We start from the raw sequence: 25,222 nt of genomic DNA, 5'->3' as shown, positions 1-25,222 counted from the left end.
AAGTTCTAGCGAAATTGGTTCATGCAAAAAATGAGGGCAGTAAGCCTGCTTATCACGGCCACCCTCAGCTTCTCAAAACGCACATCCCAAACTATTTAAAGAGGCGGCCAATCAATAATTTATGGGGACACCATGGCCTTTGACGGGAATTTAAAAATCGGCAGATCTTTACATTCAACGGACGCTCCAACACTCTTGCAACCCCGAAAATTTTCTACAAACTCCTTCGCAAGAGCCAGGTTTGCATCAGTTACACCCCTGACAATTAAATGTGTTGAGTTTACAGCTCTTGCCTTAGAATATACAGCCTCGACTATCCCGCCCTGAAAATCAATAAATTTACAAACCCCATCATCTTCAGTGCAATCCTCAAATTTTCGGTCAAGAATCTTACTCTGAATGTCAGGATTTCCCCCGGAATAAACTGAGGCACTTAAACCACCAGCCATCTCGACCTCATATACAAAAAAATCAGAAGCCAAACTAATTTTCACTTTCTCGCCGGACGCCACACCAAAACAGGAGTTATCAGTATAGATATTGCAGTACAAATAATTAATTCTTTTACTCTCAGCTGAAGCGCCCGTAAAGCTCATAAGGACAACCAACCCCAAAGCCAATTTAGGCATGAAATTAAAATTTCCCATAATCAAACTATTTCTCCTCTATATAAATATTCTTTCTACTTGAAAGTATCTCACCCATATTCCTATCGTCAGGAGGATTGCCAAGCTCACCCATGAGGTTCTTATCATATCCAGCTTCAGGAGTGCTCACGCGGTTCCCACTCGCGTCAACAGTAGCCAAATAGTGATCGTCCGCCCTCATCAAATGTCCTGCTTCATGAGCTGCCTCCCCGTACGGCATTCCGCGAGAGGTTATATTCCACTCCCCAGTCTTACCATCCTTGACAAAGGACGCGCCTTGAGACGCTTTGTCTGACGTAGGCCCAGTAGTCAAAGTTATTGTATTTTGCACTTTCCTGGGAGTGTCTTTAGTAACAGGAACAACCTGAACACTTACTTGCACGGAACTCCCTTTTACATTATACGCCCTACTCCATCGAGCTGATATATCACCCTTTACTGAGTCTATATTGGCCTGAGTAGCCCCCGGGCCAACAAAATTAATTGGAATGTCTATACTTATTGAACCATCCTTCGCAGTAGTTATAACTGAATTGCGTCCATCCGGGTCGGTGAACCGATACGGATTGTTGTTTGCATACCAGTAGCGATTGAAGTTCGCTGCAAGCACCGAGTCCGCGGCCACCGGGTCAATGCTCAGGAATCGCCCTAAGTCTTGGTCGTAATAGCGCTGCTGCATGTAGGTCAGCCCGGTCGCCCCGTCCATGGCGTGCCCGGTGTAACCGATGCCATCGACTGTCTTGCCGATGGGGCTGCCGTAGGGCTGATAGTAGGTTCGCTCCACGACCTGCCCCGCCGTGTCCGTCACAGCGATAGGGCTGCCTAGCGCATCTGTGTACTGGAATTTGATGGTTCCTGAGTTACGGGTGGCAAGCAAGCTTCCATTGAGATAGACGTATTCCGTGTTGCCCTTGCCCGACGCCTCCGTGTAGAACAACTGGCCAGCCTGGGTATAGACCTGAACGGTTCGCGTCGTGGGTCGGCCAGCTATCGTGCGACGGCCGTAGGCATCGTAGGCATAGCTTTCCTTGCCGGTGACATCTCGCAGACGATTTCCGTAGTCAAAGGTATAGGCTTGACCGTTCTTGTTCTTGAGGTTGCCCTGCGGGTCGTAGCTCAGCCCGACGGTGGTGGCGCCCGCATTGTTCTGGACATTGGTCAAGCGGTTCTTGGCGTCATACTAGTAATTGTTCTCGCGCACACCTGCTTGAGAAGAGGACTCATTATTCTGGGCAGCTCCAGCTAGCGCCTGAATCGCATTTACATACGCAATTGCCGAATCAAGCACGGCCGTCTGCATTGTAATCAATGTGTATTTTGGAGCATCAACAGCCAAAAACTCATAAACGTTTCTGCTATTTACGTGGCAATTAACACCATCGCACTTGACGTCTCTCCCATCCGGGTCAGTGAACCGATACGGATTGTTGTTCGCATACCAATAGCGATTGAAGTTCGCCGAGAATACCGAATCCGCAGCCACCGGATCCACGCTCAGGAACCGGCCGAGGTCCTGGTCGTAGTAGCGCTGCTGCATGTAGGTCAGCCCGGTCGCCCCGTCCATGGCGTGGCCGGTGTAGCCAATGCCATCGACCGTCTTGCCGATGGGGCTGCCGTAGGGCTGATAGTCGGCAAACTTCTCCAATAACACAGGTCTTAGCATCCCTCCATTTGGCCGCTTCCCTTCAGCTGTCCAGATATCTCTATATCGGATCTCACCTCTGCCCAACCAGCTTACTTCGGATAACGAATCAAGCAGACAACAAAATCCCTCATTAGCTTAACATATACCCAGACTACAACACCTTTAACAACGGCCTGTTACACAAACCTTTCGCGCAGAGGTAAATTCTATTTTTCGCAAGCTGCACTGCTTCGAGCGCCGATTCCGTGCCCCCGGCCAGATACTTAACCTTTAGCACGCAAGCCTTATCAGATGTAATGTAAAATTCCATCACATTATATATTTCACCAGAGGAAGAACGCTCCTCTCTTTCATAATTCTTTCTTGGCTGTATATCAGTAGGCGTGTCGCAAGCTTTGCTTTCCCTAATAACTACAAGCTCTTTCGAACTATCCGGCGCAGTCAGCCTCCAGATGCGGTCCCTCCCAGACTCAATCATATTGAGACCAGCATCGGCCTGAATAATACACCAGTGATTCATTTTAACAGTGCACGTAACTACTGGTGCTGCTGTCGGCTTCGGCCCAACACGAGAAGAAACGTCACCATCTGATGCCACCGCTTGTAGACCGACGCCACCTGCGGCAAAAATAATAAGGCTCAAAAATCCCGCTCGATAGCATCTCATTTACAGGAACTCCCTTGCATCGATGAGCAATTAAATACTTTATTACCAGGCTGTGTTGAATTATTTTCAATCTCGTCCCTGGTTTGCTGACTGGCCGGCTGTCCACCATAGTCTCTCATGATCGCACCTTGCGTTCCAGGAACATCATTACTCAGTTGTGCTCCGCCAGCGTCAACACCACCTTTATATTGATCGCCCGCCCCCAAGGTGTGGCCCATTTCATGGCCTACAGTGATCGACCCAACCGCATCTGGCGCCATCTCCACATTTCTACCATTAATTTTATCGACATGAGATCGATTATTTGACCCAGGCGCATCGCTTAATGCATTATTAGTTGAAATCTTTACCGTATCAGCTCCAGAACCTTGTCGGAATAGAACAACCATATTTTTACCGCCTGATGTTGGACCATTGAACTTTGACGCCTGAACTTCTATTTGAGCGTTGGAGAACTGACTTTTGTTATCGTAGCTCTGTATGACAACCATCACCCCATTGGGAAAATTGTAATATTCAGCCCTTCCATCTGGATCTTTGAAACTATACGGATTGTTTGACGCGTATCTATAGCGATTGAAGTTAGCCGCCAACACCGAGTCCGCGGCCACCGGGTCCACGCTCAAGAACCGCCCAAGGTCCTGGTCGTAGTAACGCTGCTGCATGTAGGTCAGTCCGGTCGCCCCATCCATGGCATGACCGGTGTAACCGATGCCATCGACCGTTTTGCCAATGGGGCTGCCGTAGGGCTGATAGTCGGTGCGCTCTACCACATGCCCCGCCGTGTCCGTCACAGCGATAGGGCTGCCTAGCGCATCGGTGTGCTGGAATTTGATGGTTCCTGAGTTACGGGTGGCAAGTAGGCTCCCATTGAGATAGACGTATTCCATGTTGCCCTTGCCCGACGCCTCTGTGTAGAACAGCTGGCCAGCATTGCTATAGACCTGAACGGTCCGCGTCGTGGGGCGCCCAGCTATCGTGCGACGGCCGTAGGCATCGTAGGCGTAGCTTTCCTTGCCGGTGACATCTCGCAGACGATTTCCGTAGTCGAACGTGTAGGCTTGACCGTTCTTGTTTTTGAGGTTGCCCTGCGGGTCGTAGCTCAGCCCGACGGTGGTGGCGCCCGCATTGTTCTGGACATTGGTCAAGCGGTTCTTGGCGTCATACCAGTAATTGTTCTCGCGCACACCTGGAAGCTTGGCGGTGAGGATGTTGTCCAACACGTCGTAGGTATAGCGGTTCCAGTTGTCGCCGCCGAACCGCTCCGAGCCCGCCTCCATCAGGCGATCCAGTCCGTCATACCCCATGTAGCGGTTGTAGGCCGTCCCCCGCTGCTGATCGATGATGGCGCCGACGTTTCCATTGGCGTCGTATTGATACTCGAACGAAGCGACATTGTTGTCCCGCACCTGCTGGGGCATCTGACGCCCGTTGAGCACGAGCGAGTGGCTCACGCCATTGCCATAGGTGAACTGCCGCGCGGCTCCATTCGGGTAGTAGCCAATCCCCGTAGCGTAATTGCCCCCCGCCTGGTCACGGACAGCAGTCGGCTGTCCTAATGCATTCGGTGTGTAGCTGATGACCAAGCCGGTCGGATACGTCTGATTCGCCAACGCTCCGTTCGCGTCATAGCCGTAGCCGATGGACCAGGTATACCAACCGGTTTGACCAGACGATTCGGATGTCGGCATCCGACGTTTGTTGTAGCTGTAAGCATTGACGACAGATGAGCTACCGGCATCGTTCCATGTCGTGACCTGTGCAGGCAGGCCGTCCGGCGTGTAGGACCAGTCTTGGTTGCCATTCTTGTCAGGGAACCGCAGGGTCTTGAGGCGATTGCGAGTGTCGTAGGTGCGCACCACCTGGCGGCCACTGGCAGCCGCGGCTTCCAGGTCGCAGCTGGTCGTGCTGGGAAGATCAAGGCCACTGGCCGACCAAGCCAGATTGCCAGCCGCGTCGTAGGCCATGACGGTCGACCCGCTCTCGGGCTCGATCACTTTGCACAGCTGCTGGTTCGCATCATAGACGTAGCTACGGGCCGCCAGGCCAACGCCATGCTCCACCGGTGGCGGCGCCACCACCTGCACGACCTGGTTGCTGGATTCATTCCCGAAATCACCGGCACCATCGCGCATTCGCCAACGCAGGTTGTAGCCGCCCGCACCAAGGGGGGCGCGGAGGCTGAAGTTGAAGTCCACACTTCCGCCAGGCGGAACATCGGATGGCAGGCCCACTTCGCCTGGCGACCATCCTCGCGTATCGCCAACCAACACAGCCCGATAGCCCTGCCCCTGGTGCCAAGTGACATTTCCCGTGTTCGTGAACCGCACGGACCCGGTGACAGAACGTCCGGTTGGGAGCTGCGCAGGCATGTTCTGAGAGACGAAAGCAGCATTACGCTGCATAGCAGGAATCGAGAGTGCACCCGACCCATCAATGAGGGAGTTGTCCCGACCGACCGGAGAAATGCCATGGATATAGAACGGTTTGCCGCCTTGGCTTCGAATCAGGTCTTCGGTAACTGGAATTGAGAAGCGGTAGTTGCTTCCTGACGATGAGCAAGCGCTGGCAACGCCCGGTTCGCTGGCAAGGTTCGCACTGGCGATGGCCGCAATCGTGCCGCTGCCGGCGGGCCCGCCCGCATACATATGGACGTCGATCGATCGGCGTAGTCCTGCAGAACACGCCCAGCCCACAATCGCCTTGTTGTCCTGGATACCCTCGATCCGCCCTTTGATCACCGATGCAGGCACGGCTACTGCGCCCGATCCGGAAATGGTGTCGTTTGAGGCTCCTACCGGAGACAGGCCATGGATATAAATGGCCTTACCGCCGTTCTGGATGATGAAGTTCTCATCGATGGGGAATGAGAATCGGTAGTTGCTGCCCGAAGCACTACAAGCGCTAGCGATGCCGGCATCACTTGGTAACGTAGCTGCGGTAGCCGCGGCAAAGGTGCCTGAGCCAGCGGGGCCGCCTAAATACATGTGCACGTCGACAGAACGATTCAGATTCGTCGAGCACGCCCAGCCTGAAATGGAACCGTAAGTGACGCTGTCGATGTTGCCTTTGATAAGGGATGGGAGAACGTTCACGTAAGTTGGAGAACCTACTCCACCAAACCATGCAACCCCATCCCTCACCATCCGCCATTGGAAAAGGGTGGATCCCGCCGTGAGAGGCGCACGGACCGTGAAGTTAAAAGTAGTGCTTGATGGATAGGCCACACTTGAGGCCAGTTCAACACGCGAGGTTCCCCACGTCGTGTTATCTGTCGGCCCTAGACTACCCAACCGATATCCTTCTTGCGGCGTCCACGTCTTCCATCCGGTGTTCTGAAAAGTGATGCTCGCCGTATACGATTGACCAACCACCATTGTCGTTGGGACTGACCCGCCGATGTATTTTGAGTCGTTCTCCTTGAGCTCCACAGGTGAAGGGCACTCATTGGCCGATCCTGCGGTCGAGCCATCAGGACATTTCCGTGCAGCTTCGGACGGCCCAGCCAAGACGCTGAACACTAGCAGAGCGGCAATGGTCCAGCGCACCTTTAGCCTACCGCTCTGTCGTCTAAAAACATTTATTTCCGACGCTCTCATCGAAGATTCCTTTCGACCGATCATTGCGCGCCTCGCTCTATCCTGATTGCCTTACCAAAGACGTCCCGAGCAATCGATGTTCGTGCAGATTCGGGAAGCTGCACCCACACGGGCGCGTCATAGACCGGTTGATCGAACACCTGGTAACCCGTGCGCGTCTGAGCACCTCGCGGGTTCGTGACTAGGGTTTGTGCGCCAGGCAGATACTGCGTGATCGTGGTCAGCAATCCCTGCTCGCTGTCCTGCGATACCGCAGTGGGCCTGCCCACCACGTCGAATTCGGTCCAGATCCCAGTGCTCGCCGCTTCGGTGCTGCTCGGGTAAGACGCAAAGACGGCTCGTCCCTCATGGTCGTAGGCGAAGCGCTTGGTCCGCAGCGTTCCCGCCAAGTTTGCCGCGTCGTATTCCCGCGTCAACAGCGGCTGCCACAGCGCATCAAAGTAAGTGATCTTCTGCGCGTTCCCGGTAGTCACGGTCTGGCGCCAGTGGCCAGCGCCGATGCCATATTCGTCGCTCCCCACCCGCTCGAACGTCTGTGCAGTCGAGTTCCACGCTGTGCTGTCGCCCGATGGGTAGTTCGTGGCATTCAGCCGCCCCATCGCGTCATAACCATACGTGGTCGCAAATCCATTCTCGTCGGTGGTCTGACGAATCCACCCATTGTCGTCCACCGACGCGGACTTGGCCGTGCCATCGGCATTTGTAACCATCTGGGGAATGCCACGCTTCCAACCGGACAGGGTCGTTGCATTTCCTAGGCCGTCCTTAACCTGGGCCAAGGTCCCATCGGGATTGTAGGTATAGGTTGCAACCAACTTCCCGTTGCGCCATTCCGTCTGAGGCAACGCGTTGGCGCCATAGTCAATCTGAGAGGTCGCGATGCCTGTGTTGACGTTCCGAGCCATGGCGGTCTGTCCCAACACCCACGCGCCGCGTTCGTCGTAATACGTGGTTTCGTCGGTGCGGCTGTGCCAAGGACTGAACCGCTCAGTGCGCGTTGGCCTCGCGAACTCATCGAAGCACGGCTGCCCATTGCAGTCCGCGATGCGCCAGACGAATTGGTCGCCGTTGTCGATCGTGATCACTTGGCGCACAGGCCGCTGCCTGGCAGCCACGGTGTTGTCCCCGTAGTTGCCGGCTGGATACATGGTCCGCGCCGCGTAAGGTGCTGCATCGAACGCTGCGTAGTCGCTCACCTTGCTGCGCTTGGCCGTCGACCCGTTCCATCCGAAGTCCTGTTGCAAAAGCAGACCCTCGTTGGACCAGTAGCGATTGCCAAACCGGTAGCGCGTGGCCTGCCCTGCGGGATCTTTGACCGTGATGTCCCGCGTGATGGGGGAACCGGCATTGCACTCGACGTATTTGGCAGGGTCGCTGGGATTTGGGTAGGGGCTTGGCTGCCAGCAGTTGTTGGGCGTGCCGTAGTCATACGTCCACGTGAGTCCCTGTGCGGGCAACCCGGGGCCAGAGATCCGACGACTGGTGACGGCCATGACGTAGAATTGGTAGGGGATGTCCGAGTAGGCCTCCTGGATCCGGCACACCCTGGGCACCCATGACCGCCCCATGAGCATGGAGTTGACTGTGTAATCGCTGCGAGCGCCCGTGGGCGCCGTGATGCTTCCGAAAACGTTGGTGCGTGACCACGGGCGGATGTTGTCACAGCCTGGTGGCTGGCCGTAGGTGACACGTGCACGGGACAAGGCAACCAGATCGAAGGTCCAGCTACTGCCATCAGGCAACGTCACTGTATCCAGGGTGTCACTGTAGCCGTAAGACCATGTCCGCCCGCCAGTGGTCACTGATGTAATGGTGTTTCCATCTCCTCCGGCATACGACAAGTCGATTCGTCGGCCGTCACTAGCAACGATGCTTAACAGTTGCCAAGGGGCGCCAGGATTCCAGTTGTAAGTCACCGTGTTGCCAAAGCGATCGGTCACTCGTGTGGGATAGATCAAGACTTCTTTGCGAACCAGAATGTAATTGTTGGCCACCATGGGAACAATGTTCCCGATACCTGCGGTTGTCATGCTCGCCCCGCCAGCAGATGCTGTGCCCACCGAATTGGCTTGGGGAACAGGCGAAGACTTGCTCAAGGGGGGATACCAGCGCGAGACCATGTGGTTGAACGCATACACGCTGCCCTGTGTGTCGACCAGTTCAAAGCCTTCGCCACGAGCACCCGACTCGCTGGCGCCATCAAGCGACGCCAAGCAGCGGACGGCAGAACCATCCTTCAAGACGATGGGATAGGTTCTGCCATCGTTCGGCCGCAGCGCCTGAGCGGAGGTCTGCAAAAGCTCTTGGTCTCCGCTCCCTGGTCGATAAAGAAAGCTTCCCCTCCAAAACTCTGAAGGATCAAAGTAGCCACCTTGATTTTCAAAAGCGGGGGGAACCTCATAACGGCTACAGCGGCTGTAAGCCGTGTCCCTAGTCCCGTTGACCACCCAGCCATCGGGCGCGATGTTCCCACCCGGAAAGCCGAAGACACCATGCATGTAGGGAATATCCAAATCCCAAAGTTTGAAGTGGCCCTTCGTCGGGCTCCCCACCGTGAACCGACGACCTACACGGACTTGGAGAGCATTGTTGCCCTTCAGATCCACATCGGTCTGGACGATCTCCATTGAGCCCGTATAGAGGTTGATGTTGTCCCCGAAGAGCTTGTCGCCGGGGCTCTTCACCACTGCGCCCGATTGGATCAACTTGCCATAGTCGTCGTAGACATCCTCGGCCGCACCCAGTGCAGGCGACAGTCCAACCAAAGCAGCCAGCGCCAATCCAAACACGCGTATCTGACGCGAGGTCCTGCCCGATTCCATAGCATCTTCCAAGTTGACGACTGACCAAGGCCAGCACGAAGCTCATCGGTATCCATAGGCAGGCCAATGCTCCGCACAGCAAGCAGCAGCGCTCGCTCACGCAGGCAATGGCCAGCCCTAGGTAGAAGGTTTCGAGAGCGCGCGAAGCGCGACAGCAGTCATTCCCCAATGCTCTCGCGCAGACGAAAGTTGCGCACAGGGATTGGCTTGTCAACGCGCTACAGAGAGCTAACGCGGCCCAGCCCACGGCTTCGGCAATGCCAAGATGTTGACGGCGCAAGAGTTCGGGTTCGCAAAACCTTGAACTAGAGCGCTTGGCCTACATTGCAATCAGATAATTCTGACGAAGTTATTAGTGCTTTTCAGACAAGCGAAGCTAGCAGTCTCCCGCTGAAGCCGTGTGCGATGGGCGCCAGATGCGCGGCAATGCGAATGACGAATCGCCCCAAGCTGCCCGCGCAGGTGAATCACTGTGACCGCCCTCAGCTTGTTCGCTGGCGTTCCAAACTTGCTGATGGGTAAATCGTCGCCGGCTCTTGCATCAGCGCAAGCCGCTGCGGCGCTGCGACACGAGCCTGTACCAGGCTGATCACGGTGACGCTGCCCGATTAGAGGCGACGCACCGATTCGTAGGTTGTTGCCCGCTTTTCCACGTAGAAGCAGGCCCCGGCAAGGGCTTCCGCTTGTCGTCCAGAAGCCAGCCGGCCTTCCGTTCTCCGCCCGGACGCTTGGACATGACAGCCAATCGCCTACTGAGACGCATGTCAGCCCTTCCCTATACCGAACTGCCAAGGATTTTTTGGTGGGTGGGCTTAAACTTGGAGCCCGCGCTGACGCGGGCGGTTCATGGTCCCTCACCACATGCTGTATGACTTCAGCTCCCCGTCCGTCTGGCCGCGACACGGATTTCGTCCCGCTGAGAGGGTCGTCGCAATCGCCGTGCTACAAGGCATCGCGAGTCGTCGAAATCGCCCCTGATTGACTGCCACATCCCGGAAGAATATTTCTTGCAAAGCACTGATACAAAAGAAAAAAACAAGAACGCCAGCGGAGCCGTCGAGCACACGCCGCTGATGAAGCAATTCTTCGCAGCCAAATCGGATTACCCCGACCTGCTGCTGTTCTTCCGCATGGGCGATTTCTACGAGCTGTTCTACGACGACGCGCGCAAGGCCGCGCGGCTGCTCGACATCACCCTGACCCAGCGCGGTAGCTCCGGCGGTGCGCCGATTCCCATGGCCGGGGTGCCGGTGCATGCGTACGAAGGCTACCTGGCACGCTTGGTGGCACTGGGCGAGTCGGTGGCGATCTGCGAGCAGATCGGCGACCCGGCGCTGGCCAAGGGGCTGGTCGAGCGCAAGGTGGTGCGCATCGTCACGCCGGGCACGGTCACCGACGAGGCACTGCTGGACGAGCGCCGCGACACGCTGTTGATGGCGATTTCGCGCAGCAAACACGGCTACGGCCTGGCCTGGGCCGATCTGGCCGGCGGGCGCTTCTTGGTCAACGAAGTGGACAGCGCCGATGCGCTGGAAGCGGAAATCGCGCGCCTGGAACCGGCCGAGCTATTGGTGCCCGACGAAGACAACTGGCCGGACTTCCTGCGCGGACGGACCGGCGTGCGGCGCCGGCCGCCGTGGTTATTCGATGCCGACAGCGGGCGCCGACAGCTGCTGGCGTTCTTCAAACTGCACGATCTGTCCGGCTTCGGCATCGACGACAAACCCTGCGCCACGGCCGCCGCCGGCGCGCTGCTGGGCTATGTCGAAGAGACCCAGAAACAGCGCCTGCCACATCTGACCTCGATCGCGATGGAAGTGGCCAGCGAGGCCATCTCGATGAACGCGGCCACGCGCCGGCATCTGGAGCTGGATACGCGCGTCGACGGCGATACGCGCAACACCTTGCTCGGCGTGCTGGACAGCACCGTCACGCCGATGGGTGGGCGGCTGCTCCGGCGCTGGCTGCACCGTCCGCTGCGCCTGCGCGATGTACTGGTGCAGCGCCACCATGCGGTCGGTACGCTGATCGATGCAGGTGCCGATGCCGATCTGCGCGAAGCCTTCCGTGCGCTCGGCGATCTGGAACGCATCCTCACCCGCGTGGCCTTGCGCTCGGCGCGGCCGCGCGATTTTTCCACCTTGCGCGATGGCCTGGCGCTGTTGCCGAAGGTGCGCACGATCCTGGCACCGTTGGATTCGCCGCGCCTGCAGACGCTGCATGCCGAACTCGGCGAGCACGATGCCACCGCGCATCTGTTGATCAGCGCAGTGGCCGAGACGCCGCCGCTCAAGCTCAGCGACGGTGGCGTGATCGCCACCGGCTACGACGCCGAGCTGGATGAGTTGCGCCGCCTGTCCACCAATGCCGATCAATTCCTGATCGACCTGGAACAACGCGAGCGCGCCAGCAGCGGCATCGCCACGCTCAAGGTCGGCTACAACCGCGTGCACGGCTACTACATCGAGATCAGCAAGGGCCAGGCCGAGAAAGCCCCGTTGCACTACAGCCGCCGGCAGACGTTGACCAACGCCGAACGCTACATCACCGAAGAACTCAAGAGTTTCGAAGACAAGGTGCTGTCCGCGCGCGAGCGTTCGCTATCGCGCGAAAAACTGCTGTACGAAGGTCTGCTCGACGCACTCGGCACCGAGCTGGAAAGTCTCAAGCGCTGCGCGGGTGCCTTGAGCGAACTGGATGTCCTGGCCGGCTTTGCAGAACGCGCGCAGGCGCTGGATTGGTCGCAGCCGGAACTCGATCATGCGCCGTGCCTGCGCATCGAACGCGGCCGTCACCCGGTCGTGGAGGCGGTACGCGAGCAACCGTTCGAGCCCAACGATCTGGACCTGCACAGCGATCGCCGCATGCTGGTAATCACCGGCCCGAACATGGGCGGTAAATCGACCTACATGCGGCAGAACGCGCTGATCGTGTTGTTGGCGCATATCGGCAGCTATGTGCCGGCCAGCCGTGCGGTGATCGGGCCGATCGACCGCATCCTCACCCGCATCGGCGCCGGCGACGACCTGGCGCGCGGGCAATCCACCTTCATGGTGGAAATGGCCGAAACCAGCTACATCCTGCATCACGCCACGCCGCAATCGTTGGTGCTGATGGACGAGATCGGCCGCGGCACCTCCACCTACGATGGCCTGGCACTGGCCGATGCCGTCGCGCGCCATCTGGCGCAGACCAACCGCTGCTACACGCTGTTTGCCACGCATTATTTCGAGCTCACCGCGCTGGCCGACGAATCGCATGCCGGTGGCACCAGCGGCATCGCCAACGTGCATCTGGATGCGGTCGAACACGGCGAGCGCCTGGTGTTCATGCACGCAGTGAAAGATGGCCCGGCCAATCGCAGTTTCGGCCTGCAGGTGGCGGCGCTGGCCGGCCTGCCCAAGGCGGCAGTGACGCAGGCGCGGCGGCGGCTGGTGGAACTGGAACAACGCGGCGGCGAAAGCCACAGCGCGCAGATGGCGCCCACCGCGCTGGATGCGCCACAACAGTTCGGGCTGTTCACCGCACCCTCCTCCGCTGCACAGGAAGCCTTGCAGGCGCTGGACCCGGATGAGCTCACTCCCAAGCAGGCGCTGGAGGCGCTGTATCGGTTGAAGGCGTTGCTTTGAGGTGCCGGGATTGGGGAGTCGGGATTTGGGATTCGTAGGAGCGGGGCTGCATGGCTGACGTTTGCTGCGCGTGCGGATGCTTTGCCATGCGGGAATTGGTGATCGGCTTGATGCTGTTTTGCGGAGGTTTGTTAGCAGAATTTGGAAGCCGTCGAGGCATGGTTGCGTGATTGCGATGTCCTGCATCGCGCCGTGCGTAACGCGCGGCGTGTGCTTGCCGCCGGATTGATCTGTCGGCGCGACGGGCGCACCCTGCCGCAACGCTTCGCCAGACAGGAAACCTTCCGATGACCATGTCCGCTTCGTTGACCGATCAACTTGCCGCGCAATTGCAGGGCCCGCAGCTGCAGCAACTCGCCGGCCGCCTGGGCATTGCGCCTGAGCAGGCGCAGTCGGCAGTGCAGGCCGCGCTGCCGTTGCTGATGGGTGCGCTGGGCCGCAATAGCCAGCAGGCCGGTGGCACCGACGCGTTGCTGGGCGCACTGCAACGCGACCATGCTGCCAGCCCGGACCTGGGCAGCTTGCTCGGCTCGTTGTTGGGCGGCTCGGCCACCGGTGCGCAGGGCAACGGTGCCGGCATCGTCGGCCATCTGTTCGGCGACAAGGCGCCGCAGGCCGCTGCCGGCCTGGGCCAGGCCACCGGGCTGGAGACCAGCAAGGCCAGTCAGCTGTTGCAGTTGCTTGCCCCGATCGTGATGGCATATCTGGCCAAGCGCTTTCTGGGCGGCGATGCCACAGCCAGCAGCCAGCTCGGGCCTGCGCTGGCACAGGAACATCAGCAGGTGCGCAGCCATCCCGGCGCCGGCCGGTTACTGACCAGCGTGCTGGACCAGGACGGCGACGGGCAGCTGGGCCTGGGCGACGTCATGAAGCTGGGCGGCAGCCTGTTCGGCAAACGCTGAGCCGGCAGGCCAACCGGGCGGCCGCCTCTGTTGCAGATGCGGATGACGGCCTGCAACCCCCATGCAATAGGCGTGCGGCACGCCGGTCGGGCACCGGCGTGCTATCCATAGTGGCACGCTATCGATATGGTTGAATAATTCGAATTCACCAAATGATCGATGCTCCTTATCGTGTGCGCAACGCCGCCATGATGAGCCCGCCTGATGCGCGTCCTTGCGATCTCCGCCCGCTCCCGGTCGACCTATTCCGGGCCTTCCAGGCAGGCGCTAGCATCGACGAACGCAGCGGCCACGTCAGACCGGTATCGCTCGTACCTTCCCGCAATCCCGATGACCCAGCCTTAAGCCCCGTCCGCCACTTCGACTCCAACAGCACGTGTCTGCAACCTTCGGCACGCAGCTCCCCAAGTGCTCCCGCACACAGGTATTGCCATGACCACCGAAGCAAAGTGCCCGTTCAACCACGCCGTCGTCGGTACCGGAACCACCAATCGCGATTGGTGGCCCAAGCAGCTGCGCGTGGATCTGCTCAGCCAGCATTCGAGCAAATCCAACCCGCTGGGCCAGTCGTTCAACTATGCCGACGCATTCAAGCGCCTGGACCTGCAGGCGCTCAAGCGGGACCTGCATGCGTTGATGACCGATTCGCAGGACTGGTGGCCGGCCGACTTCGGCCATTACGGCCCGCTGTTCGTGCGCATGGCCTGGCATAGCGCCGGCACCTATCGCATCGGCGATGGACGTGGCGGTGGCGGACGTGGGCAGCAACGCTTCGCCCCGCTCAACAGCTGGCCGGACAACGTCAGCCTGGACAAGGCGCGTCGCCTGCTGTGGCCGATCAAGCAGAAGTACGGCCAGGCCATTTCCTGGGCCGACCTGATGATTCTCACCGGCAACGTCGCGCTGGAATCGATGGGCTTGAAGACCTTCGGTTTCGCCGGTGGCCGCGAAGATACCTGGGAGCCGGATCAGGACCTGTACTGGGGTCGCGAAACCAAGTGGCTGGGTGGCGACGACCGCTACTCGCGCGGTTCGCCGGGCGTGGACGAAGCGCACGGGGTGCTGGTGAAGGACGACGACAGCCAGGTGCCGCATACCCGCGACCTGGAAAACCCGCTGGCCGCAGTGCAGATGGGCCTGATCTACGTCAATCCGGAAGGCCCGGACGGCAACCCCGACCCGATCGCCTCCGCGCGCGACATCCGCGACACCTTCGCGCGCATGGCCATGAACGATGAAGAGACCGTGGCGCTGATCGCCGGCGGCCACACCTTCGGCAAGACCCACGGTGCCGGCCCGGCCGACAACGTGGGTGCCGAACCCGAAGCCGGCGAGCTGGAAAGCCAGGGCTTGGGCTGGCACAACCGCTATGGAAGCGGCAAGGGCGCCGACACCATCACCAGCGGCCTGGAAGTGACCTGGACCACCACACCGGCGCAGTGGAGCAACGATTACTTCGACCATCTGTTCGGTTTCGAGTGGGAGCTGAGCAAGAGCCCGGCCGGCGCGCACCAATGGGTGGCCAAGAACGCCGACGCCATCATTCCCGATGCGCACGACGCCTCCAGGAAGCATCGCCCGACGATGCTGACCACCGATCTGGCGCTGCGCTTTGACCCGGCGTACGAAGCCATCTCGCGGCGTTTCCAGCAGCATCCCGAACAATTCGCCGATGCCTTCGCACGCGCCTGGTTCAAGCTCACCCACCGCGACATGGGCCCGCGCTCGCGCTACCTGGGCGCTGACTTGCCTGCTGAAGAGTTGGTGTGGCAGGACCCGGTGCCGGCGGTCGATCACCCACTGGTCGATGCGCAGGACGCCGCCGCGATCAAGCAGACCATCCTGGCATCGGGCCTGAGCGTGGCGCACCTGGTGTCCACTGCGTGGGCGTCGGCCTCCACGTTCCGCGGCTCGGACAAGCGTGGCGGCGCCAACGGTGCGCGCATCCGCCTGGCCCCGCAGAAGGATTGGCAGGCCAATCAGCCCGAGCAACTGGCCAAGGTGCTCGCGACGCTGGAACGCATCCAGGCCGACTTCAACGCTGCGCAATCGGGTGGCAAGAAGATCTCGCTGGCCGACCTGATCGTGCTGGCCGGTAACGCCGCAGTGGAACATGCAGCGCAAGCCGCCGGCCACCAGGTCACCGTGCCGTTCGCACCCGGCCGTACCGATGCGTCGCAGCAACAGACCGATGTGGAATCCTTCGCCGTGCTCGAACCGGTGGCCGATGGCTTCCGCAACTTCGCCAAGCGTCGCTACGCAGTGCCGGCCGAAGCGCTGTTGATCGACAAGGCCCAGCTGCTTACCCTCACCGCGCCGGAGCTGACCGTGCTGGTCGGCGGCCTGCGCGTGCTGGGCGCCAATGTCGGCGACTCGAAGCATGGTGTGTTCACCAGCCGTCCCGGTGTGTTGAGCAATGACTTCTTCGCCAACCTGCTCGACATGCGCACCGAGTGGAAGGCCACCTCGGAGGCGAAGGACGAGTACGAAGGCCGCGACCGCAGCACCGGCGAACTTCGCTGGACCGGCACGCGCGTGGACCTGGTGTTCGGCTCCAACTCCATCCTGCGTGCGGTGGCCGAGGTCTACGCCAGCGCCGATGCGCAGGAGAAGTTCGTGCACGACTTCGTTGCCGCCTGGACCAAGGTGATGCAGCTGGATCGTTTCGATCTGGCCTAAGCGTGCTCACTCACACGCACCTGCCAACACCCAGGTGCGTGTTCCACCTAATGCAAACGCCCCGAATCGCCGGGGCGTTTGCATTTGCGGGTCGATTGCATGACAGCCTGCGCCGACAGCGCGCTACAACGCGTCGATATCGCCCAATGCCGTGATCAGGCGGCGCGCACGCTTGTCCGGTTTACCCTCGGGCGCACGGTAACCGGTGCGCTCGGCCGCGCGCTGCAGGCGCCATTGCGCGCGGGCCTCGCGCGAACTGTCGGTTTCGATGTAGAGCGCCTGTGCGACCGGGGCCGGGCCGCGCACATCGCTGAGCGCGGCAACGGTGATCTCGAAGATTTCGCCGCCGCGGTCGATACGCAGTCGTTCGCCGCTGCGCAGCGCACGCGACGGCTTGGGACGCTGACCGGCCACGTCGACCTTGCCGGTCTCCACTGCATTCTTGGCCAGGCTACGCGTCTTGAAAAAGCGCGCTGCCCACAGCCAGACATCCAGCCTGACCGTCATCGCCCGTTCCAGCTCTAGATTCATTCGTCTCGCGGTCTCGTGTCGTGCGTTGGCTAGCGCAGCACGCCTTGCATGCGTGCAAGCGCTGCGATCTTGCGCAAACGCCGGCTCGCTTGCCGGCGCCTTCGGCGACGATGGTGTGCGCCACACCCGATGTTTGGGCAACGACTGCGGAACTCAAGCGGGCAGAACCAGGTGCGGCCTGGTCCGCACCGCAGGGCAGCACCGCCAGCGGACCGTCGCCGCCGCTAGGTGTTCGTCGTGTCCACGGTGCGCGGCATGTCCGGGTTCGGATGCGCCGCAATCAACGCATCGTCGGCAGCGTTGGCACGCAGTGCCGCAGGTCGGGCGGCATGCCGTTGCGCGAAGGCAGTAAACGCAGGCCGCGGCTCCAGCATGCCGGTACGCGTGTAGAAACCCACCACCGCCGCCATGTACAGGTCGGCCGCGCTGAAGCACGCGCCGGCCAGGTATTCGCGGCCCGCGATGGCCTGTTCCAGGGTCTGCAGAAGGTCCGCTTCGTGGCCGTAGCCGGCGCTGCGTGCCGGTGCCAGCACGCCGCTTTCCTTCGCGGTCAGCAGCGCCTCCACTGGGCCGGCCAGGAAAAACAGCCAGCGGTAATAATCGGCGCGCGCCGGCGATCCCGGCGGCGGCGCCAGATGCCGCTCCGGCACCAGGTCGGCCAGGTAGGCACAGATCGCCGCGTTTTCGGTGACGACCGTCTCGCCATGGCGCAGCGCCGGCACCTTGCCCATCGGGTTGATCGCCATATAGTCCGGCGCCTTCATCGTGGTGCCGTAGTCGAGGATGACCGTCTGGTACGGCAGGCCGGTCTCCTCCAGCATCCAGCGGGCGACACGGCCGCGTGACAACGGGTGGGTGTAGAGCACGATCTCGGTGGACATGGGCAGACTTTCCTGGTGGACAGCCTGCAGTCTGGTCCTGCCCTGCTGACAGGTGCTGTCAGCAGTCGGCTCCGTAGCCGGTCGCCGCGCGCCAGCGCTTGCTCAGCAGATGCCGGCGCGAGGGATAGCGTTCGCCATCGTCGGCCAGGGCCAGCACCCGGTCGGCGCGGAAATGGCGGAAATCGCCGCGCAGTTCGCACCACGCGGCGACCATGCCGTAGCCGCCAAGAAAGGCCATCGCGAACGGCCAGACCCGCCGTTGCGAGGCAGCGCCTTCGGCATCGGCATAGTCCATCCGCAGCACGTGTTCGAGCCGGATGCCGCGACGCAGGATCGGCAGCCACGGTGCGGGCGGTTGCGCGGCATCGGCCGCAGGCACCAGCAGCCCGCTGGTCTCGATCGATGCGCGCAGATTGCCGGGCAGCGTGGCGGTGATGCGCGCTACCGCACGCTGCGCCGCCTGCGCCAGTTCCGGATCGGCCTGGCGCGCCACCCAGCGCGCGCCCAGGGTCAAGGCCTCCAGTTCGTCCTCGGTGAAATTCAGTGCCGGCAGCAGGAAGCCTGGACGCAACACATAGCCGACGCCGGGATCGCCGAGGATGTCGGCGCCCTGCGCGCGCAAGGTGGCGATATCGCGATACAGCGTACGCAGGCTGACGCCCAGCGCAGTGGCGAGCTGCGCACCGGCCACGGGCCGACGCCGTCCGCGCAGGGCGTCGAGCAGATGCAGCAAACGGGTCGCACGGATCACCATCGCGACAGCATAGTGGGCTTTGCGTCCTCGCTGCCTTGGGCCGCACAGCGATCCTGCATTCGGGTCTTAGACGAACGCGCGCACCAATAGGAATCCAATCGCGATGCAGCGATCGATCGGCGCATCAGCAGGCCAGCTGTCGAACACGTCCGACCTGGCTGCGCCCCAGCCGACGCGCACTTCCCATCCTCGCCAGGCTGCACATGCCGCGTTGCCTATGCGGGCGCAAGCCTGCGGCAACTTGCATGTCGCCGCCAGACAAAACGCGCAGCGTGCTCCACGAGCGGCGCGCCCACGCCGCCTCGCCGCACGTGCGCTGCATCCGGGCTCACCTAGGCAATGCTAGTGTGCGCACCTTCTGCGCGACGATACGACTGCGATGCCCAAATCCGCTGTCCTGACCGAAGGCCCGATCGGCAAGAACCTGCTGTTGTTCGCGCTGCCGATCATGGCCGGCAACATCGCCCAGTCGCTCAACGGCTCGATCAACGCGATCTGGATCGGTCGCTATCTCGGCGAAGAAGCGCTGACCGCGGCGGCCAATGCCAACAGCATCATGTTCTTCCTGATCGGCTCGGTGTTCGGCATCGGCATGGCCTCGACCATCCTGATCGGCCAGGCGATGGGCGCACGCGATATCGCCCAAGCGCGCAAAGTGATGGGCACCAGCGCAAGCTTCTTCGGCGGGCTGTCGGCCGTGATTGCCGTGCTCGGCTGGTACCTGGCGCCGCATCTGCTGACCGCCATGGGCACGCCCGCCGCCTCGCAAACGCTGGCCGAAGACTATCTGCGGGTGATCTTCCTGGCGATGCCCACGCTGTATCTGTTCGCCTTCCTGTCGGCGGCCTTGCGCGGCACCGGCGATGCGCGCACGCCGTTCCGTTTCCTGTTGCTGTCGGTGCTGCTGGATATCGTGTTCAACCCGCTGCTGTTGTTCGGCATCGGCCCGTTTCCGGCATTGGGCATTGCCGGTGCGGCCTGGGCCACGTTGATCGCGCAGGTCGTCGCACTGGCCGGGTTGCTGGTGTATCTGCGCAACAAACGCCATGTCTTGTGGCTGGGCCGGAGCGACTTGCGCCTGTTTCGCATCGACCCAGCCATCCTGCGCGCGTTGATCGTCAAAGGCGTGCCGATGGGCCTGCAGATGGTGATGATCTCGCTGTCGATGATCGCCATGTTGTCGCTGGTCAATGGCTTCGGCACCGAAACCGCTGCGGCATTCGGCGCAGGATTGCAGCTATGGAACTATGTGCAGATGCCGGCCATGGCGGTGGGCGCCGCTTGTTCGTCGATGGCCGCGCAGAATGTGGGCGCCGGCCTGTGGCCACGCGTGGATGCGGTCGCACGTACCGGCATCGCCGCCAATTTCCTAATGACGGGCCTGCTGATCGTGCTGCTGATCCTGTTCGATCGCTGGACCCTGGCCCTGTTCCTGCCCGAAGGCAGCGCCACGCTGGAGGTTGCGCGGCACCTCAACCACATCGCGATCTGGTCGTTCCTGCTGTTCGGTGTCAGCTTCGTGGTCTCGGGCGTGGTACGCGCCACCGGTGCGGTGATTCCGCCGTTGTTGATCCTGGCGTTTTCGCTGTGGGGCGTGCGCGTGCCGTTGGCCAACGCGCTGTTGCCGCATCTGGGCGCCGATGCGGTGTGGTGGAGCTTTCCGATCAGTTCGGCCTGTTCGATGCTGCTGTCGCTGGCGTATTACCGCTGGGGCGGCTGGCGCAAGGCGCGCATGCTGACCGCACCCGCGCATCCGTCGGAGCTTGCGGCTGCAGCGGAAGTGCCCGCGCATCCGGCCTCACCGGTCGCCGACCCGGCCCCGCTCACCGACGCACCAGGCGCGCAGCAAGTACCGCGGACACCGCAGCGTTAGTTACGTTGGCGGCAGGCGTACCGCCGGGTCCGCAGCCATCCGGGCGCATGCGCTTGGAACCGTCATGGGATCAGGGTAGCCAGCCTCCGTATCTCGACCACCCGCGATCGAGAACACGGGGTTGCTGAAGAATTCCCGCAAGGCGCAGTGTGCATCATGCGTGGATGCCGCAACCGGACAGGCATTCCCAAAAACCATTCCCACAAACGCAAACAGCCGCCCGAAGGCGGCTGTTTGGCAGTGGCGGGACAGGCCCGCCAATGTGGCTTACTCGGCCTTGGCAGCAGCCTGGCGAGCGGCCTTGGCCTGCGCAGCGGCGGCCAGATCTTCCTTGATGCGGGCAGCCTTGCCTTCCAGACCACGCAGGTAGTACAGCTTACCGGCGCGCACCTTACCGCGACGCTTCACTTCGACCGAGTCGATGATGGCGCTGTGGGTCTGGAACACGCGCTCGACGCCGAAGCCGTGCGAGATCTTGCGCACGGTGAAGGAGGAGTTCAGGCCGGCATTCTTGGTCCCGATCACCACGCCCTCATAGGCCTGCACGCGCTCGCGGTTGCCTTCCTTCACCTTGACGTTCACCACAACGGTGTCGCCCTGGTTGAATTCCGGCAGCTTGCGCTGGATCTGGGCGGCTTCGAAGTCAGCCAGGATGGTCTTGTTGAGTTTGCTCATGGTGGGCACCGCGTGTCTGGTGATATTGGACCGGCAGTCGCCGCACGGCGATTGCTCGAGGTTCGTAGGAGGGCCAGACGCAAGGCTGGCCAGCAAGCCGCATATTGTACCCCAATCAATCTTGCAAGAGCTAGGGGTGAGCCCTTTATTTCTCGTCGTCCGGGGCGAGTTCGCGGCGAAACTCGTCCAGCAGACGGCGATCGTTCTTCTCCAGCCCCGCCTCGTCGAGCAGGTCCGGGCGGCGCAGCCAGGTCCGGCCCAGCGATTGCTTCCGGCGCCAGCGCGCAATTGCCGCATGGTTGCCCGAACGCAATACATCGGGCACATCGCCCCATGCATGGGTCGCCGGATGGCTGTAATGGGGGCAATCGAGCAGGCCTTGCGGGCCTTCGAAACTGTCCTGGGCGGCAGATTCGGCATCGTTCAATACGCCGTCCTGCAACCGCGCCACCACGTCCACGACAACCGCTGCACCCAATTCACCGCCGGACAATACGTAATCGCCGATGGAGATTTCCATCTCCACCGCCTGCGCCAGAAAGCGCTCGTCCACGCCTTCATAGCGGCCGCACAACAACACCATGCGCGGCAACTGCGCCAACTCGCGTGCGAGCGCCTGCGTGAGCGGACGCCCCTGCGGGCTGAGGTAGATCACGGGCGCTGGCCGCGTATCTGCGGCCTGCACCGTCTCCAGGCAGGCCCGCAACGGCTCGATCAGCATCACCATGCCGGGCCCGCCACCGAACGGACGGTCGTCCACGCGGCGATAGTTGCCCTGCGCATGCTCGCGCGGATTCCAGCCCTGCAATTCCAGCAAGCCGCGCTCCTGCGCACGCCCGACCACGCCGAACGCCGCGCATTGCGCGATGAACTCGGGGAACAGGCTGATGACGTCGATGCGCACTGGAGAATCGGGAGTCGAATTGGGGAATGGGTAGAGTCAAGCGCAGCGCCGAAGCACCGCTTTGATCAGAAATCCGGATCCCAGTCCACCACGATCAGGTTGGCGTCGAAGTCGACCGACTTGACGAAATCCGGGAACACGAACGGAATCATCCGCTCGCGATCGCCACGCACTACCACCACGTCGTTGGAGCCGGTGGAGAACAGGTGCGACACCGTGCCCAGCTTGACGCCTTCGACGGTTTCCACCTGCAACTCTTCCAGGTCCACCCAGTAATATTCGTCGGGCTTGGGCGGCGGCAACGCACTGCGCGCGACATAGATTTCAGTCCCGTGCATGGCTTCGACCGTGTCACGGTCGGTGACGCCGGGGAACACCGCAATCAGATTCTTGCCCTGATCGCGCCCACGCACGCCGCTGACCACCGACTCCTGTCCGGATGGCGCGCGCACGATCCACGGCTGGTACCGGAAGATAGCGGTTCGTGGCTCGGTCCAGGATTCGAGCTTCAGCTCACCCTTGACACCAAAAGCGCCGACAATCCTGCCTAACAGGATGCGGCGCTCGGTCTGCTTCATCTGCGTCGACTCTGGGCCAGGTGGCGACACCCGGCCCTCAAGATCAGGCCGCAGCGGCCTGAGACTTGGCTTCGCGATACAGGTTACGCACCTTGTCGGTCAGCTGCGCGCCGTTGCCGACCCAATGGTCGACGCGTGCGACGTCCAGCACGATGCGCGGCTCTGCGCCCTGGGCAACCGGGTTGTAGTAACCCAGGCGCTCGATGTTGCGGCCGTCGCGCGCGCTGCGCACGTCGGTCACGATGATGTGGTAGAACGGACGCTTCTTGGCGCCGCCGCGGGTCAGTCGGATCTTGACCATGGTGTTGTTTTCCTGAGTTGCCCAGTCGCCAGAGTGGCGCGGTAAGCCGACGATTATAGCGGGCTCCGGCGGCGAAGCCAAGTCACCCCTGAACCGCTCAGATCGCTTGCCAGGCCTGGGTTTGCAGGGCCTGCTCCAGAATTGCCAGCTGGGCGGCGGCGTCCGGCCACTGCACAGACCCGACCGCCGCCAACGCCTGTTGCCCACGCGCATTACAGCTGAAGCCGCCATCGAATCCGTGGAGTTCGTCCAGCGTGACGGGGCGCGTGTCCTGCTCGATGCCAATCGCTTGCAGCCCGGCCTGCAGCAGCCGCTGCCGGGTGCCGGGCAAGGCCGGCCCCCGTGGCCACACGACCCTGCCCTGCTGCCACAGGCCCAGATTCCAGAATGCCCCCTCCACGAGCCGGCCTTGCGGATCGATCAGCAGCGCGTCGTCGAACCCGGCAAGCATTGCCTGACGGCGCAGTTGCAGCAGCGCAAAGGTGCCGACGTGCTTTAACAGCGGCTGCTCGCGCACGTAGCAGGCCGGCTGCGCGCGCACAGCAGTTGCTGGCATCTGCGCAGCGGGCGAGAGCGCGATCAACACATCCAGTGCAACGACGCGCGCTGGATCGCGCAGGTCGAAATCCTGCGAAAACACCGTGATGCGCACGCTCGCATCGGCACTGCCGGCGACCGACAATGCGGCCCGCAACTGCGCGCGAATGGCCTCAATATCGACGGCAGCACCAAACAGGGCTGCGCTGTCGTGCTGCAGCCGTTGCAGATGCAGGTCCAGCCCAAGCGCAGCGTTGTTGCGCACCTGCAGCGTGGTGAAGTGGCCGTAATTGTTCAACGCCGCGGCACTGAGCTGCTGCGCGGTGGCGGCCATGCCATTGCAGAAGATCAACGGCACAACAGCGCCTGCGCCTGTTCCCACCACTGCGTCACGACATGCGCAGCTGGCTGTGCAGGCGCCATCCAGGCGGATTGGCCGGCCCAGGCCTGCATCGCATCCAGACGGTTATCGCGCGCGGCCGCCTGGCGCATCGGCGCGGTGAGCCCGCGCTGCACCGGGTACGGCGCGGGTGGCGGTGCGTCTGCAGCGCTTGCTGCACTGACATACGCTGTGGTCAGCGCGCGCCCCAACCGGCCCGAGAATGCACGGGTTGGCTGGGTGTGCTCCGGCTCTGCCTGAGATAACGCGTCGGCCCAGGCGCTTGGCAATGCAGCTTCGGGCGTGCGTAGCAAGCCGGTGCCGATCTGTACCGCGCTTGCGCCCAAGGTCAGCGCTGCCGCGATGCCGCGCGCATCGGCGATGCCGCCGGCCGCGATGACCGGGACATCGAGACGATCGACCAGACGCGGCAACAGCGCCAACAGCCCGGTCATCTGCTGCGCTGCGCGGCCGGCCTCGAACGCACCGCGATGACCCCCGGCCTCGGCCCCTTGCGCAACCACTGCATCGGCGCCTGCTGCCTGCGCCGCAAGGGCTTCGTCCAAGGTGGTCGCGCAGGCGAACCAGGCGATCCCGGCATTCTTGAGACGTTCCACCTGATCGGGCCGAAAGACACCCATGATCGATGAGGCAACTGCTGGCCGCGCAGCGAGCAAGGCATCCAATTGCGCATCGAAATCGGCAGGTGTCGCATCGCCCGCTGTCTCCGCCACCGGTGGCCCCCACTGCGCAAGAAACGCGCGCAGCCGCGCCTCGGTGGCCGCATCGCGTGCAGGTGCCGGGTCGGGAATCCATAGATTGATCTGCGCAGGCCCTGCGCTGGCCGCACGGAATGCCGCCATCCACGCCACGATGTCGTGCGGCTGCGATAACACCGCACCCATCGCGCCCATGCCACCGGCGTTGGCAACCGCCGCCGACAACGGCACCGGGCAGGCGCCGGCCATGGGACTGAGCAGGATCGGCAAGCGCAGCCCAAAGCGCTGCTGGAAGGCATCGACGTTGGAAAACCTGGTCATCAATCACTTCGCACACCATGAGATTGCGCATGGTAACCGCGATGGAGAAACGCTGATGCCGGCACGGGCACGGGCACCTGCCGCGCCCGTCTACCTTGAAGTGGTCTGCCACGCCAGCACAAGGGCCAGCGCAAGATGCACGCACTGCGCCTGCGAATGTCTTCGCAGCGCGGCGTACG

At 61.7% G+C, this 25,222-nt stretch carries 19 protein-coding genes; 4 read left to right on the top strand and 15 right to left on the bottom strand.

The genetic code is table 11. From position 1 onward, the window contains the following. Window positions 1-119: 119 nt before the first annotated feature. The 6 genes from ACCQ07_RS06760 to ACCQ07_RS06735 all read right to left on the bottom strand — a co-directional run bounded on the left by ACCQ07_RS06760 (window position 120) and on the right by ACCQ07_RS06735 (window position 9,392). The gene (locus ACCQ07_RS06760) at window positions 120-653 is read right to left on the bottom strand and encodes a hypothetical protein (RefSeq protein ID WP_136733450.1); all 534 of its coding nucleotides are present in this window, start codon (window positions 651-653) and stop codon (window positions 120-122) included. Between the two features lies 1 nt (window position 654). After that, entirely contained in the window at window positions 655-1,809 is a 1,155-nt protein-coding gene (locus ACCQ07_RS06755) for an RHS repeat-associated core domain-containing protein (protein WP_372363923.1), read from the bottom strand. 18 nt (window positions 1,810-1,827) lie between these two features. Beyond that, complete coding sequence (locus ACCQ07_RS06750; RefSeq protein WP_071117321.1) at window positions 1,828-2,310, bottom strand: RHS repeat-associated core domain-containing protein; 483 nt, start codon at window positions 2,308-2,310, stop codon at window positions 1,828-1,830. Between the two features lie 133 nt (window positions 2,311-2,443). Next, window positions 2,444-2,935, bottom strand: a complete 492-nt coding sequence (locus tag ACCQ07_RS06745) for a hypothetical protein (RefSeq protein WP_143030772.1) — start codon at window positions 2,933-2,935, stop codon at window positions 2,444-2,446. A 20-nt stretch (window positions 2,936-2,955) separates the two neighbouring features. Continuing rightward, complete coding sequence (locus ACCQ07_RS06740; protein WP_503255618.1) at window positions 2,956-6,582, bottom strand: RHS repeat domain-containing protein; 3,627 nt, start codon at window positions 6,580-6,582, stop codon at window positions 2,956-2,958. Beyond that, complete coding sequence (locus ACCQ07_RS06735; RefSeq protein ID WP_071117320.1) at window positions 6,579-9,392, bottom strand: RHS repeat protein; 2,814 nt, start codon at window positions 9,390-9,392, stop codon at window positions 6,579-6,581. The genes ACCQ07_RS06740 and ACCQ07_RS06735 overlap by 4 nt, the downstream gene beginning before the upstream one ends. Before the next feature lie 1,061 nt (window positions 9,393-10,453). Between ACCQ07_RS06735 and mutS the strand changes: the two genes are divergently transcribed. From mutS to katG, 3 genes are all read left to right on the top strand, one after another. After that, window positions 10,454-13,009 carry a DNA mismatch repair protein MutS gene (gene mutS / locus ACCQ07_RS06730; RefSeq protein ID WP_372165578.1) on the top strand — a complete coding sequence of 852 codons (2,556 nt, stop codon included), beginning with the start codon at window positions 10,454-10,456 and terminating at the stop codon, window positions 13,007-13,009. A 287-nt stretch (window positions 13,010-13,296) separates the two neighbouring features. Continuing rightward, entirely contained in the window at window positions 13,297-13,911 is a 615-nt protein-coding gene (locus ACCQ07_RS06725) for a DUF937 domain-containing protein (RefSeq protein ID WP_008571130.1), read from the top strand. A gap of 432 nt (window positions 13,912-14,343) precedes the next feature. After that, window positions 14,344-16,590 carry a catalase/peroxidase HPI gene (gene katG / locus ACCQ07_RS06720; protein WP_372363922.1) on the top strand — a complete coding sequence of 749 codons (2,247 nt, stop codon included), beginning with the start codon at window positions 14,344-14,346 and terminating at the stop codon, window positions 16,588-16,590. Window positions 16,591-16,713: 123 nt separating this feature from the next. Here the strand turns inward: katG and ACCQ07_RS06715 are convergent, their stop codons facing one another. The 3 genes from ACCQ07_RS06715 to ACCQ07_RS06705 form a co-directional block, all read right to left on the bottom strand. Next, the gene (locus tag ACCQ07_RS06715) at window positions 16,714-17,121 is read right to left on the bottom strand and encodes an RNA-binding S4 domain-containing protein (protein WP_029818945.1); all 408 of its coding nucleotides are present in this window, start codon (window positions 17,119-17,121) and stop codon (window positions 16,714-16,716) included. Between the two features lie 224 nt (window positions 17,122-17,345). Further along, complete coding sequence (locus ACCQ07_RS06710) at window positions 17,346-18,002, bottom strand: glutathione S-transferase family protein (protein ID WP_008571125.1); 657 nt, start codon at window positions 18,000-18,002, stop codon at window positions 17,346-17,348. 58 nt (window positions 18,003-18,060) lie between these two features. Beyond that, window positions 18,061-18,756, bottom strand: coding sequence for a helix-turn-helix transcriptional regulator (locus tag ACCQ07_RS06705; RefSeq protein ID WP_372363921.1), 696 nt, complete (start codon window positions 18,754-18,756; stop codon window positions 18,061-18,063). Window positions 18,757-19,135: 379 nt separating this feature from the next. Between ACCQ07_RS06705 and ACCQ07_RS06700 the strand changes: the two genes are divergently transcribed. After that, on the top strand, window positions 19,136-20,629 hold the full coding sequence (locus ACCQ07_RS06700; RefSeq protein WP_029818941.1) for an MATE family efflux transporter: 1,494 nt from the start codon (window positions 19,136-19,138) through the stop codon (window positions 20,627-20,629). 267 nt (window positions 20,630-20,896) lie between these two features. Here ACCQ07_RS06700 and rplS read toward each other — a convergent pair whose 3' ends face one another. From rplS to ACCQ07_RS06670, 6 genes are all read right to left on the bottom strand, one after another. Continuing rightward, on the bottom strand, window positions 20,897-21,304 hold the full coding sequence (gene rplS / locus ACCQ07_RS06695; RefSeq protein ID WP_003484215.1) for a 50S ribosomal protein L19: 408 nt from the start codon (window positions 21,302-21,304) through the stop codon (window positions 20,897-20,899). Between the two features lie 145 nt (window positions 21,305-21,449). Next, complete coding sequence (gene trmD / locus ACCQ07_RS06690; RefSeq protein ID WP_014089658.1) at window positions 21,450-22,208, bottom strand: tRNA (guanosine(37)-N1)-methyltransferase TrmD; 759 nt, start codon at window positions 22,206-22,208, stop codon at window positions 21,450-21,452. 65 nt (window positions 22,209-22,273) lie between these two features. Beyond that, a complete protein-coding gene (gene rimM / locus ACCQ07_RS06685) occupies window positions 22,274-22,786 on the bottom strand; it encodes a ribosome maturation factor RimM (RefSeq protein ID WP_008571121.1) in 513 nt (170 codons plus the stop codon). 43 nt (window positions 22,787-22,829) lie between these two features. Then, window positions 22,830-23,087: a 30S ribosomal protein S16 gene (rpsP, locus tag ACCQ07_RS06680; RefSeq protein WP_003484223.1), complete on the bottom strand. Its 258-nt coding sequence runs from the start codon at window positions 23,085-23,087 to the stop codon at window positions 22,830-22,832. Between the two features lie 97 nt (window positions 23,088-23,184). Next, on the bottom strand, window positions 23,185-23,982 hold the full coding sequence (locus tag ACCQ07_RS06675; protein ID WP_008571120.1) for an aminotransferase class IV family protein: 798 nt from the start codon (window positions 23,980-23,982) through the stop codon (window positions 23,185-23,187). Then, window positions 23,973-25,043 (bottom strand): NAD(P)H-dependent flavin oxidoreductase, encoded by a 1,071-nt coding sequence (locus ACCQ07_RS06670; protein ID WP_372165574.1) that lies wholly within the window; start codon window positions 25,041-25,043, stop codon window positions 23,973-23,975. The genes ACCQ07_RS06675 and ACCQ07_RS06670 overlap by 10 nt, the downstream gene beginning before the upstream one ends. Window positions 25,044-25,222 lie beyond the last annotated feature (179 nt).

It is taken from the genome of Xanthomonas sp. NCPPB 3583, assembly GCF_041475715.2.
In the GTDB taxonomy this organism is placed as follows: Bacteria; Pseudomonadota; Gammaproteobacteria; order Xanthomonadales; family Xanthomonadaceae; genus Xanthomonas; species Xanthomonas euvesicatoria.
This window is presented reverse-complemented; position numbering and strand designations above follow the sequence as displayed.

Coding starts and splice junctions, on each gene's coding strand:
- rimM (WP_008571121.1), bottom strand. CDS start 22,786: ATGAAGCAGACCGAGCGCCGCATCCTGTTAGGCAGGATTGTCGGCGCT.
- ACCQ07_RS06710 (WP_008571125.1), bottom strand. CDS start 18,002: ATGTCCACCGAGATCGTGCTCTACACCCACCCGTTGTCACGCGGCCGT.
- ACCQ07_RS06700 (WP_029818941.1), top strand. CDS start 19,136: ATGCCCAAATCCGCTGTCCTGACCGAAGGCCCGATCGGCAAGAACCTG.
- rpsP (WP_003484223.1), bottom strand. CDS start 23,087: ATGGTCAAGATCCGACTGACCCGCGGCGGCGCCAAGAAGCGTCCGTTC.
- ACCQ07_RS06750 (WP_071117321.1), bottom strand. CDS start 2,310: ATGCTAAGACCTGTGTTATTGGAGAAGTTTGCCGACTATCAGCCCTAC.
- mutS (WP_372165578.1), top strand. CDS start 10,454: ATGAAGCAATTCTTCGCAGCCAAATCGGATTACCCCGACCTGCTGCTG.
- ACCQ07_RS06670 (WP_372165574.1), bottom strand. CDS start 25,043: ATGACCAGGTTTTCCAACGTCGATGCCTTCCAGCAGCGCTTTGGGCTG.
- ACCQ07_RS06725 (WP_008571130.1), top strand. CDS start 13,297: ATGACCATGTCCGCTTCGTTGACCGATCAACTTGCCGCGCAATTGCAG.
- rplS (WP_003484215.1), bottom strand. CDS start 21,304: ATGAGCAAACTCAACAAGACCATCCTGGCTGACTTCGAAGCCGCCCAG.
- ACCQ07_RS06740 (WP_503255618.1), bottom strand. CDS start 6,582: ATGATCGGTCGAAAGGAATCTTCGATGAGAGCGTCGGAAATAAATGTT.
- ACCQ07_RS06705 (WP_372363921.1), bottom strand. CDS start 18,756: ATGGTGATCCGTGCGACCCGTTTGCTGCATCTGCTCGACGCCCTGCGC.
- ACCQ07_RS06715 (WP_029818945.1), bottom strand. CDS start 17,121: ATGAATCTAGAGCTGGAACGGGCGATGACGGTCAGGCTGGATGTCTGG.
- katG (WP_372363922.1), top strand. CDS start 14,344: ATGACCACCGAAGCAAAGTGCCCGTTCAACCACGCCGTCGTCGGTACC.